8 protein-coding genes and 1 tRNA gene are annotated in these 13039 nt (G+C 33.0%); 5 read left to right on the top strand and 4 right to left on the bottom strand.

Annotated elements, in window-relative coordinates:
* Nucleotide 1: 1 nt before the first annotated feature.
* From BM053_RS07595 to BM053_RS07580, 4 genes are all read left to right on the top strand, one after another.
* Nucleotides 2-1075 carry a M48 family metallopeptidase gene (locus BM053_RS07595; RefSeq protein ID WP_091475882.1) on the top strand — a complete coding sequence of 358 codons (1074 nt, stop codon included), beginning with the start codon at nucleotides 2-4 and terminating at the stop codon, nucleotides 1073-1075.
* A gap of 48 nt (nucleotides 1076-1123) precedes the next feature.
* Entirely contained in the window at nucleotides 1124-1984 is an 861-nt protein-coding gene (locus BM053_RS07590; protein WP_091475879.1) for an MBL fold metallo-hydrolase, read from the top strand.
* A gap of 71 nt (nucleotides 1985-2055) precedes the next feature.
* Nucleotides 2056-3663, top strand: a complete 1608-nt coding sequence (locus tag BM053_RS07585) for a S8 family peptidase (RefSeq protein ID WP_091476657.1) — start codon at nucleotides 2056-2058, stop codon at nucleotides 3661-3663.
* 79 nt (nucleotides 3664-3742) lie between these two features.
* Nucleotides 3743-5605, top strand: a complete 1863-nt coding sequence (locus BM053_RS07580) for a M1 family metallopeptidase (RefSeq protein WP_091475876.1) — start codon at nucleotides 3743-3745, stop codon at nucleotides 5603-5605.
* Nucleotides 5606-5639: 34 nt separating this feature from the next.
* Here BM053_RS07580 and BM053_RS07575 read toward each other — a convergent pair whose 3' ends face one another.
* Nucleotides 5640-5969 (bottom strand): 2Fe-2S iron-sulfur cluster-binding family protein, encoded by a 330-nt coding sequence (locus BM053_RS07575; protein ID WP_091475874.1) that lies wholly within the window; start codon nucleotides 5967-5969, stop codon nucleotides 5640-5642.
* Nucleotides 5970-6031: 62 nt separating this feature from the next.
* Between BM053_RS07575 and BM053_RS07570 the strand changes: the two genes are divergently transcribed.
* Nucleotides 6032-6105 (top strand) — tRNA-Ala (locus BM053_RS07570).
* A gap of 37 nt (nucleotides 6106-6142) precedes the next feature.
* Here BM053_RS07570 and BM053_RS07565 read toward each other — a convergent pair.
* The 3 genes from BM053_RS07565 to BM053_RS07555 form a co-directional block, all read right to left on the bottom strand.
* The gene (locus tag BM053_RS07565) at nucleotides 6143-8227 is read right to left on the bottom strand and encodes a PAS domain S-box protein (RefSeq protein WP_091475871.1); all 2085 of its coding nucleotides are present in this window, start codon (nucleotides 8225-8227) and stop codon (nucleotides 6143-6145) included.
* Nucleotides 8228-8331: 104 nt separating this feature from the next.
* A complete protein-coding gene (locus BM053_RS07560) occupies nucleotides 8332-11802 on the bottom strand; it encodes an efflux RND transporter permease subunit (RefSeq protein ID WP_091475868.1) in 3471 nt (1156 codons plus the stop codon).
* A gap of 84 nt (nucleotides 11803-11886) precedes the next feature.
* Nucleotides 11887-13029 carry an efflux RND transporter periplasmic adaptor subunit gene (locus BM053_RS07555; protein WP_091475865.1) on the bottom strand — a complete coding sequence of 381 codons (1143 nt, stop codon included), beginning with the start codon at nucleotides 13027-13029 and terminating at the stop codon, nucleotides 11887-11889.
* Between the last annotated feature and the right edge of the window lie 10 nt (nucleotides 13030-13039).

Genomic DNA, 13039 nt, shown 5'->3' with positions numbered 1-13039 from the left:
TATGATGATTATAAAAACTGCCGCAGTTTATTTTGACGGAGAATCTTCAACTCCTCAGAATGTCGAATTATTTTTAGATAAAAATAAAGAAATTTTTTATTTTGAAACTCAAAAAAATGACTGGATAAATTGGGGAATTAAAGAATCAGACTTTAAACAAAAGTCTGATTCTTTTATTATTCAAAACAAAGAAGATGTGTCTAAAAGCATCATTATAAAAGATTCTCTTTTTATAAATAACCTTAAAGCATATCTCAAAGAAACAGGAAATGTTAGTTGGCATCAAAAACTTATAAATCTAGGTTTCAAAGTTCATTCAGTTATTGCGATTACAATTCTAGGTTTTATAGGATTATCTTACCTATATATTATGCCTTACATCGCAGAAAAGGCAGTAGTTTTAGTTCCAGAAAGTTATGACACTAATTTAGGTAATCTAGTCTCTAAACAAAGTCTAATGACAAATACAGTAGATTCGGTAAAGTCCGAAAAACTAAATCAATTTGCAAAAGAACTAAAACTAAATAACAATAAGAATTTACATTTTACAGTCGTAAATTCGGATATTGTAAATGCGTATGCGTTACCCAATGGAGACATTGTAGTTTTTTCGGGCATACTCGATGCAATGAAAGATTATGACGAACTTGTAGCATTAATTGGTCATGAGGTTTCACATGTAAACAACAGAGATTCGATGAAAATGTTATGTCGAAACTTGTCTGGATATTTATTTGTCTCAGCAATTTTAGGCGACACCAATGGTATTATGGCAATAATAGGCGATAATGCAAACACGTTACAATCTCTTTCTTTCTCTAGAAAATTTGAACATCAGGCTGATATAGAAGGTTTTCAGATATTAATAACCAATCATGTAAACCCAAAAGGAATGTCAAATTTGTTTAAGCGTTTACAAGAAGACAAAAGTGATTTTTCAATACCTGAATTTTTAAGTTCACACCCAATAACAACCGAAAGAATAAATGATGTGGAAAAAATGATACAATCTAAATCTTTCTCTGTGAATGATAATCCAAAATTAAAAACCTTATTTGAAGAAATTAAGCAATAAAAAACTAATTTTATTGCTTAAATTTATTTTAACATTTCAATTAAAAAAATGAAACTTTATCCAATAGAAACAGGGAATTTTAAACTAGATGGTGGTGCAATGTTTGGCGTTGTACCCAAAACCATTTGGAACAAAACCAATCCTGCCGACGAAAACAATCTGATAGATATTGCCGCAAGATGTCTTTTAATCGAAGATGGAAACCGATTAATCCTCATTGATACTGGAATGGGCAACAAACAATCGGAGAAATTTTTTGGTTATTATTCTCTCTGGGGAAGCCATTCGTTAGACAAATCGTTAGCAAAATATGGTTTTTCTCGTGATGATATTACCGATGTTTTTATGACGCACCTTCATTTTGATCATTGCGGCGGAAGTGTCATCTGGAACAAAGACAAAACCGGCTACGAACCAGCATTTAAAAACGCAAAATTTTGGACTAACGAAAATCACTGGGAATGGGCAACAAAACCGAATAATCGTGAAAAAGCTTCTTTCTTGTCCGAAAATATTTTGCCAATGCAAGAAAGCGGACAACTCCAGTTTATTACCAAAGCCAGTTCTGATTTTGAAATGGCTTCCGAATTAAATTTTGACGTTTTTTATGTAGATGGTCACACCGAAAAAATGATGATTCCACACATTAAATACCATGATAAAACCATCGTTTTTTGTGCTGATTTAATTCCAACCGCGGGACATTTACCCTTGCCATATGTAATGGGTTACGACACCAGACCACTTTTAACGATGCCTGAAAAATCTAAATTTTTAAACTCGGCTGCCGAAAACAATTACTATCTATTTTTAGAACACGACGCACATAATGAAATAATTACCGTCGAAAAAACCGAAAAAGGAATTCGACTAAAAGAAACTTTTTCTTGTCTAGAAATATTAACATAATGTTAAAAAATGTAATTTTGAAACAAAAATTAAGACTTTTATACCAAAATATCGAACTAAATTATAATACCATGAGAATTTTAAAACCAATTTTTATTTCCGGAATAATCGCTTTCACATTGGCTAGTTGCGGTGGAACAAAAGGCGTGATGAGCACAAATGCTGCGAATATCGACAAGATGCCATTGAAAACAACACCTCTTTCTGAAGCCAACATGAAACGTTGGAGTCATTTAGATTTAGCCAAAGATACTGTTCCTGGAATGAGTGTCGATAAAGCTTATGCCGAATTGTTAAAAGGTAAAAAAGGAACAAAAATTATCGTTGCAGTCGTAGATTCTGGAGTAGATATCGAACATGAAGATTTAAAATCAGTTGTTTGGAAAAACCCAAAAGAAATCGCTGGCAACAAAAAAGACGATGACAATAATGGTTTTATTGATGATATAAATGGTTGGAATTTTCTTGGCGATTCAGATAACGAACAGTTAGAAATGACTCGTGTTGTTAAGAAAGGAAATGATGGTTCAACTCAATTTCAAGCAGCTTCAGCAGAATTTGAAAGCAAAAAAGCAGAACTTGATCCTCAAAAAAAACAAGTAGACATGCTTCTTGGAGCTGATAAAGCAGTTAGAACTTTCTTAAAAAAGGATAATTTCACATTAGCTGATGTAAAAGCAATGGAAACTACCGATCCAACTTTGATGCAATACAAAGGAATGTTCACACAGATTCTGACTACAACACCAAAAGCAGAATTTGACACTCAAATACAAGAATACAAAGACTATGTTTATGACCAATTAAATTACAACTTAAACACTGAATTTGACGGACGTAAAATTGTAGGAGACAATCCTAACGATATGAACGACAAAAAATACGGGAATAATAATGTGATTGGACCTAAAAAAGAAGGAGCAAAACACGGAACGCATGTAGCAGGAATTATTGCACAAGTTCGTGGAAACAATAAAGGAGGCGACGGAATAGCTTCAAACAACGTGCAAATCATGGCAGTTCGTGCCGTTCCTAATGGTGACGAATATGACAAAGACATTGCCTTAGCGATTCGTTATGCTGTAGATAATGGTGCAAAAGTAATTAACGGAAGTTTTGGAAAAAGCTATTCGCCAAACAGACAATGGGTTTATGATGCTATAAAATATGCTGAAACTAAAGATGTTTTATTTGTGCATGCTGCAGGAAATGATGCAAAAGATATTGATACTGCTCCTAATTTTCCTAATGATGCCGATGGTGCAAACCCAGAATATGCAGATAATGTATTAACTATTGGTGCTTTAAACTATGAATATGGTGCATCACAAATGGCAAATTTTTCGAACTACGGAAAAACAAATGTCGATATTTTTGCTCCAGGAGTAAAAATTTATGCAACAACACCAAAAAATACTTACGAATATTTGCAAGGAACTTCTATGGCATCGCCTAATGTTGCTGGAGTTGCAGCTTTAGTTCGCGCTTATTATCCAAGTTTAACGGCTTCACAAGTAAAACATATCATTATGGATTCTGGAACACCGCTAACTAACTCTTTCAATTTGGCTGGAGCCGAAGGAACTCAATCTACTTTAGCTTCTATTTCTAAAACAGGAAAAATTGTAAATGCTTATAATGCTTTGGTTTTAGCAGAGAAAATGGCTGCAAAAAAATAATTATTTATACTATCATTTAACCACGGAAAAACACTTTTAATTTAGTGTATTTCGTGGTTAATTTTTTTATACTTAAAAAATGAAAAAATATCTTTTACTATTAATTCCATTTGGGATTTTCGCTCAAAACAATCCAAATCCAGGATATTGGCAACAAAAAGTTGACTATAAAATGGATGTTTCGATGGATGTAAAAACCTATCAATACAAAGGGAAACAAAATTTGGTTTATACCAATAATTCTCCTGACACTTTATATCGCGTATATTATCATTTGTTCAACAATGCTTTTCAGCCTAATAGTTGTATGGATGCTCGAATAAAATCGATAAAAGATCCTGACGGACGTATGGCAACCAAAGTAAAAGTTGGTGATAAAGAAGTAAAAGAAAGTAGAATTGCAGCTCTGAAACCTAATGAAATAGGATTTCTAAAAATTTCGAACTTAAAACAAGACGGAATTGAACTTAAAAATAAGGTTGTGAGCACCATTCTCGAAGTAGATTTGGCTAAACCATTATTGCCTCACACTTCGACTACCTTTTCATTAGATTTTGATGGTCAAGTTCCAATACAAATTCGTCGTTCTGGTAGAAATAACAAAGAAGGTGTCGAACTTTCAATGTCACAATGGTATCCTAAAATGGCCGAATATGATTATGAAGGTTGGCAAGCAGATCCTTATATTGCACGTGAATTTCATGGCGTTTGGGGAAATTTTGATGTGAATATTACTATCGATAAAAATTATATTTTAGGAGGTTCTGGTTATTTACAAAACGGAAATCAAATAGGATATAATTACCAAGATACTGGCGTTATTGTAAAGCTTCCTAAAAAACAAAAAACAATCACTTGGCATTTTATTGCGCCAAATGTACATGACTTTACTTGGGCTGCAGACAAGAATTATATCCATGATAAATTAGTTACAAATTTCGGGACGACTTTACATTTTTTATACAAAAACAATCCAAACATTATTCAAAACTGGAAGAATTTACAGCCAAAAACAGCCCAGTTGATGGAAATTTACAACAAAACTGTTGGTAAATATCCTTACGAGCAATATTCTGTAATACAAGGTGGCGATGGCGGAATGGAATATGCGATGTGTACTTTAATTCTTGGCGAAGGAACTTTTGATGGTTTGTTAGGCGTAACGGCTCACGAAATGGCACATTCGTGGTTTCAGCACATTCTAGCTTCAAACGAAGCAAAAAATAGTTGGATGGACGAAGGTTTTACGACTTGGTTAGAAAATTATGGTCTAAACGAAATTGCCGATAAAAAACAAGAAAATCCTCATGCCGATTCTTATGCCGGTTATGCTTCGCTAGTAAAATCTGGCAAAGAACAACCGCAAACCACACACGCCGATCGTTATGACGAAAACCGCCCGTATAGTATTCAGGCGTATAGCAAAGGGAATATTTTCTTAACTCAATTGGAATATCTTATTGGTAAAGAAAATTTCATAAAAACTCTAAAACGTTATTATGCAGATTATAAGTTTACACATCCCACACCAAATGATATTAAACATACCGCCGAAAAAGTATCGGGAGCAAATTTAGATTGGTACTTAACCGACTGGACAAAAACCACAAATACGATTGATTACGGAATTAAAACCGTAGAAGGTTCTGGAGAAAACACAAAAGTAATATTAGAAAGAATTGGAAGAATGCCAATGCCACTTGATATTTTAGTTACTTATGAAGACGGAAGCCAAGAAAGTTTTTATATCCCACAAACTTTAATGCGTTGGACAAAAGAAAACCAAAATCCAGGTATAAAAAGAACTGTTCTTGAGGGTTGGGATTGGGCTTATCCTACGTTCGAATTTAACATTAATAAATATCCAGTAAAAAACATCACGATTGACCCAAGTGGATTCATGGCCGATGTGAATAGAGAGAATAATGTTTTTAAGAAATAATGTAAATTATTATGTCGCCTTCCTTTAGATAAGTCTAACTTTCTGGAGCCAATTCAATTTCTAACCCATCTATTTCAGTTGTAATTTGAATTTGACAACCCAAACGACTATTTTCTTTTACATTATAAGCTTCCCAAAGCATAGCGTCTTCATCGGCGCTTTTTTCTGGGATTTCAACATCATTTAGGACATAACATTGGCAAGACGCGCACATGGCCATGCCACCACAGATACCTATTGTTCCTTCGGGAGCAAGTTCGTACATGCGGACTAACTCCATGACATTCATACTCATATCTGTTGGTGCTTGTACTTGGTGTTTTATTCCTTCCCTATCGGTTATTTTTATGGTAATATCCTGCATTGTTTTTATTTTTAACAAAAGTATAAATTATTGGATAAAAACAATATATTTGGGAAAATATTGGGGGATTAGCTCATTTGGCTAGAGCGCTTGCCTGGCAGGCAAGAGGTGGTCGGTTCGAATCCGATATTCTCCACTATAAAACCAAAAAACCAAACCAAAAGCGAAACGCCTTAACTATAAGTTAAGGCGTTTTCATTATTTATAATCTGTTCCGATTCGTCTAGTAGTAAGATTATTTTGTCCGATGTAGCAACTAGTTTTTTGTATTTTTCTTCCGTTTTTTGTATTTCTCCTTTTGCTTTAAGATCTAAAATTTCTTTAACTAAATCATGTAACTTCTGCTGTTGTACTTCGAGTTTTTTCACAGATTCCATGTGACCATATTTTTTCTTTCCTTCGCTATAATACCATTTTCCAAAATCGCTATCCTGATGAGAAATGGCTTGATTTTGAGTTAAACTTCCTTCTCCGTCAAGAAAGTGGCGTATTTTATATTTCCATTTTAGGTGTTTTAATTTGGCATCAATAAAATCGGTATTAAAGATTTCTTCTTGATGTTTGTTGTTTTTAGAATGTGTATTTATAAAACTCGACAACTCTTTCGATGAAGAATCTAAATCATTCATTTCGGTTTTTATTATGTTTAGCAATTCGTTTATTTCGGTTTGATTAGAATCACCGTTAATTAAATCTATAACGCCAATAATATTAGTTAATGGCTTCCTGAAATGATGCGAGTTTTTGAATGCTAATTCCTCAAATTGGGCAATATAATTGGCATTTTGAAACTCATTTTCTTTCATTTCGGTAATATCGTGTCCTATCGAAAGTATTTCAACAACTTCTTTATTAGAATCAAAAAATGCAATTTCGTCCCATTTCATCCATCTTTTTTGTTTTAATGCATTTTCTTTAACAATAACTATACTTATTTTAGGATTTTCGTAAGATATAGTATCAAATATTTTTAAATAAAATTCATCAACCTTTTCGGGTTCTAATGTCCTGTAATTTGTTCCTATAAAATAATCCTTGTCTTTACCGAAAAAATCGTAAAACGCTTTATTTACATATTTTCTGTTTCCGTATTTATCGGTAATAGATATTAAATCTGTTTGGTTTTCTAACAACAAACTATATCGTTTTTCGCTTTCGGATAGTTTATCTACGGCTTCTTTTTCTTTGGCTTCTGCTATTTTTTTATCTGTAATATCTGTAGAAATTGTTAAGAATTTAGTAATGTTTCCGTTAGAATCTTTTACGGGAAGAATAGAAGAAAGAATCCAGAAATCGCTTCCATTTTTAGTTTTAATATTCGATTCACCTCGCCAAACTTCTCCAGAAACAATCGTGTTATTTATGTTTTCATAAAAATCTTGGTCGTGGTAATCTGACTTCAAAATATTTATATTATCTCCCAAAAGTTCTGCTCTGTTGTAGCCTGTTTTTTCGAGATATTGATCATTTATTTTTAAAATTTTTCCTTCAAAATCAGTAACAATCGAACTCAAATTATCATTTATCGCCATCTGATAGGAATACAATTCTTCGCTAGATTTTTTGACCAAAAAATCTAGTTTTTTATTAAAATCTGATAACTCGCTATTTACTGCTTTTAGTTTTTCGTCTGCTACTTTCTGATTTTCGAGCGAGGAATTTAGTTTTTCGAAATTTTTATCTAGTTTTTTCGAAATAGACAAGCTAATATCTACATTTATCATAGCCATAGAAAATACCATCGCTGCTGTTGTATAAGCCAATATGGTGTTTGTAATAGCATAATTTACTCTTTCATCAGGTACAAAAGGAGTTACAAAATCATAATATATATATGCAAAATATAGTAACGAACAAACAATCATGGTTGCATATGCCATTTTTCTTTCCTTAAATATAGATACACTATAACTTGCCAACGCAATATATAATAATTGAGCACCTGTTCTTCTGGTATAAAAAGTCCAGATAGTAATTGCGATTAGAATGCCGAATAAAGTAATATTACGAGCTATTTTATACTTTTTTTTGTGATTAAAGAACAAGGTGAAAAGTGGTACTGGTAAAATAATTAGAACTATATACCAATCACTAAAATTTAATAATTTATAAGTTATTGTTATAGCGGTGATGGCAAAAATTATTAATATAGAAATTGCATTTAATGTTGCTACACGCTGTCTTTCCAGATAGTGCAAATTATCTTTACGGCCTATGTTTAGCCCATCTTTCCATTTTTGTTTAAGGTATTTTATCATTAAGAATTCTCTGTAATAATTTTTATAACAAGTAAACGATTTTAAAACAAAAAAGCGATTTCTTTTTACAAAAATCGCTTAAGTGTTTGTTATGTCCGACGAAATTATGCTTCGGCAGTAACTTTATTTGCATTTCGTCTGTCACGCAACCAATATTTTGTTCTCTTAACTAGATAGAACATTACTGGAACCATTACCAATGTTAAAATTGTGGCGTAGCTTAATCCGAAAATAATAGTCCACGCTAATGGTCCCCAGAAAATTACGTTATCTCCACCCATAAAAATATGAGGATTCAAATTGGTAATTAAAGAGAAAAAGTCAAAGTTAAGGCCAATTGCCAACGGAATTAACCCTAAAATAGCGGTTAAAGCGGTTAGTAATACGGGACGCAAACGTGATTTTCCACTTTCGATAATGACTTCTTTTATTTCTTCTAAAGTTAAATCATCATGGCTTTCTACTTGTTTGTCTACAACTTTTTTGTCTAATAAAAGTACGAAGAAATCCATTAATACAATTCCATTTTTTACTACAATTCCTGCGAGTGAGATAATTCCCATCATGGTCATTAGGATTACAAAATCCATATTGGCAATCACATATCCGTAGAAAACACCACTAAAACTTAGTATTACGGTAAACAAAATTACCATTGTTTTAGAAACCGAATTAAACTGTAACACAATAATGATTGTGATTCCTGCCAATGCTAAAAATAAAGCATATAATAAGAAACTTTGATTTTTTCCTTGTTCTTCTTGAACTCCAGAAAACGAATAGGTTACCGTTTTTGGTAATTGATAATCTTTTAAATCAGCTTCGATATTTTTTGTAATCTCATCACCATTATAACCTGTCAAGACGTTAGAATAAACCGTCATGATTCGTTTCTGATTTTTACGTTTAATCTGGTTGTAAGTGGTTGTTTTCTCTGTTTTAGAAACTGCCGAAATTGGCACTTGCACTATTTGTCCGTTGTTCTGATTACGGAACGTTAGCGATTGGTTAAACAACACACTTTCGTTCTTGCGCTGATCATCTTGCATACGCATCGTAATGTTATAATCGTCATCTCCTTCTTTGTAAGTAGAGATTTCCTGACCATATACCGAACGACGCAAATTGAATCCCAATTGTCCTGTAGAAACACCCAAACTTCCTGCACTAACTCTATCTACTTTTACTTCTAGCTCCGGACTTTGTTTGTTTACATCGACACCCAAACGCTCTATTCCAGGAATATTTTTAGAATTAATAAAAGTAATCATTTTGTCCGCTTCTTTAAGCATTACATCATAATCGGTTCCTGTTAGCTGAATACTAATTGGGTAACCCGCTGGTGGTCCTGCGGCATCTTTTTCGACCGTAACTTTTGCGCCCGCAATAGCTTTTACTTTACCTCTAATTTCTTCTAGAATATCGGCAGTATTGATTCCTCTTCTGAATTTGAATTCCGAAAAATTGACCGTTACTTTACCTTTATACGGCGTTTCTGAAGCCGAACCAGCATCCACATTTGGATTTCCTGCACCAACTCCTACTTGCGAAACGATAGATTCTGCAAGGTAATTTTTGTTGGTTGTTGGATCGATATATTTACTTAGAATTGAAATAACTTGTTTTTCGACAAAAAGTGTTGCTTTATTGGTTTTCTCAATATCAGTTCCTTGCGGATATTCGATATAAGTAATCACTTGATTTGGAATATTATCTGGGAAAAACAATACTTTTCTTGGGAAAATTCCTAGCAATATAAATGAGAAAAACAACATTCCTATAATAGTTCCTAAAGCAATCCAAGCTCTTTTTCCTGTAAGGATTTTAGATAAAAAGCTTTTGTATTTTTCTTCCATTCTTGGGAAAAAACTATGTTGAAAATCTTGTGTCCATTGGTACAATTTTATTTTGTATAACCACATTAATCCCAATGATATTATAGCTAAATGCCCGATGGCTTTGGCGATTTTAGAATCATAAATGTTTCCTATTAATACAAAAATAACAGCTACAATGGTGAATATTATCGAATACGTTTTTGCCGATTTTTTAGATACATTTTTATCCTCAATGTCCATAGAACCACCAGTCATTGCAGCATTTACAACCATTGCTACGAATAACGAAGCTGATAAAGTTACGGTTAATGTGATTGGGAAATATTTCATAAATTTCCCCATAGTTCCCGGCCACAACGCAAATGGTAAAAATGCCATCAATGTTGTTGCTGTTGATGAAATTACAGGCCAAGCGATTTCTCCAATTCCAATTTTAGAAGCATCGATACGATTCATTCCTTTTTTCATATTGGCAAACACGTTATCGACGACGACAATTCCGTCATCGACCAACATTCCTAATCCCATTACTAATCCGAAAAGAACCATCGTGTTTAGTGTTAATCCAAATGCTGAAAGTATGGTAAATGCCATCAACATTGATAACGGAATTGCTGCTCCAACAAACAACGAGTTTCGTAATCCCATTGTAAACATTAATACAATCATAACCAGCACGATACCGAAGATAATGTGGTTAGAAAGTTCGTCAACTTGGTGTTCTACACGAGAAGATTGGTCGTTAGAGAGGTCTAATTTCAAATCCTTTGGTAAATAAGATTCTTTTGCTTTTTCTAATTTTTCTTTCACTTGCTCGATGGCAGAAATCATGTTTTGGTTGGAACGTTTTTTTACGGTAAGCATCACAACTTCGGTTCCTTTTTCGCGAGCATAAGTTGTTTTTTCTTTTTCTTTGAAACTTACAACTGCAATATCTTTTAGATAAACTGTTCCTCCGTAAGATTTTACAATTACGTTTTCTAATTCTTTTGGATCTTTAATTTCTCCTACGATTCTAATGTTATTTCGAGAACCTTGTGAGATTAAATTTCCTCCAGAAAGTGTCATATTTTCATATTTAACCGCATTCTGAATTTCATCGAAACTAACTTGTGCTGCTGTCATTTTGAAAATATCGACAGCAATTTCTACTTCTTTATCATCTACACCAAGAATATCTACTTTTTTAACTTCTGGAATTTCTTCGATATCATCTTGAAGTAATTCACCGAATTTTTTTAGTTGTTGTGTGGTATAATTTCCTTGTAAATTAATGTTCAAAATAGGCACTTCTTCCGAAATATTTAATTCGAATACATTTGGTTCTACTTTACTTCCATTGTCAAGATTTGGCCAATCGGTATCGGCTTTTATAACATCAACTTTGTCTTTAATTTTAGTTTTTGCTTCTTCTACCGAAACTTTATCGGCAAATTCGACAATAATCATTCCGTAATCTTGAAAAGAACTTGAGGTAATTTTCTCGACACCAGTAATGTTTTTAATTTCTTTTTCGAGTGGTTTTACGATTAGTTTTTCGACATCTTCGGCAGAATTTCCAGGGAAAACTGATGAGATGTAAATTTTGTTTTCGATAATTTCGGGAAAATCCTCGCGAGGCATTGTAACATAGGCAATAATACCTGTTACAACAATAAGTAAAGTTAGGATATATACTGTAACGCGATTGTCGACAGCCCAACTTGATATGCTAAATTCGTGGTTTTTGTGTTCCATATTTTTTTTGTTTAAAGTTTTTTGTTTACGGTTTTAAGTCTTGCGTTGCTGCAAAAACTTTAAACCTTAAACTTTAAACTTTTTTTAAAAATTAAGTTTTGTTCCGTCAGAAATCGTATTAATTCCTTCGGTAACAATCACATCGGTTGTTTTGATACCTGATAAAATTTCGGTAACATTTTCTGATGATTGACCCGTTTTTACGACTACTTTTTTAGCAACTCCAGTTTTTCCATTCACATTATTAGCGATGTAAACAAATTTTGTTCCGTCTCCGTTAGATTGTATGGTATTTGTTGGAACCACAATAGCATTTTTCTTAGTATAATCGATAATTTGAAGTTTTGCAACTTGATTAGGACGCAATAAATTTCCGGGATTAGGAACCGAAACTTCTATTCCGAAACTTCTATTGGCAGGATTAATATTGTTTCCTACTTGGCGAACTCTTCCTTGGTATGTTTTTCCTAAGCTTGTTAAAGAAACATTTACTAACGAACCTACTTTTAGTTTCCCGATATAAGTTTCTGGAACTTCTGTCGAAACATACATGTTAGATAAATTTACAATTCGCATTAATCCTTGTGGACTTGGCGCAACAACTTGTCCTCTTTCTACAAAAACAGCATCGATAACTCCTGTAAATGGTGCTTTTATTAATGTTTTAGACAATTGTGCTTTCATTTGTAAAACTGATTTTTGTAATCCAACCATTTGCGTTTGTGCTTGCAAAAACTGAATTTCTGAACCAATTTTTTGATCCCAAAGATTTTTCTGACGCTCGAAAGTTGTTTTTGCTAATGCATATTGGTTTTCTATCGATGCTAATTGTTGGCTCATTCCACCATCATCAGTTCTTCCTAAAACTTGTCCTTTTGCTACTCTTTGACCAGCAATAACGTTTAGCGAAACTAATGTTCCAGGCATTTCTGGCTGTACTAAAATATTTTCTTTTGTGTTTACATTTCCTTGTACTTCAAGATAATGATTGAAAACAGTGTCTTTTACTGTTAATACAGAAACCAATGCTTCTTGAGCAGTTTTGACATCTAAAGTGGCTAGTGCTGCATCTATTTTAGAAATTTCTGCTTGTAATAAGTCTCTTTTTGCTTTAATATTGGCAACATTTTTTGTTTCGATTAATGCATCGGTTGTTGCTGTATTTTCATTTCCTCCACATGAAAACAACATGGTTGTCACTGTAAATATTAAGATTATCTTTTTCATTTTATATAGT

Origin of the sequence: Flavobacterium swingsii, from assembly GCF_900111965.1 — a bacterium.
In the GTDB taxonomy this organism is placed as follows: domain Bacteria; phylum Bacteroidota; class Bacteroidia; order Flavobacteriales; family Flavobacteriaceae; genus Flavobacterium; species Flavobacterium swingsii.
This window is presented reverse-complemented; position numbering and strand designations above follow the sequence as displayed.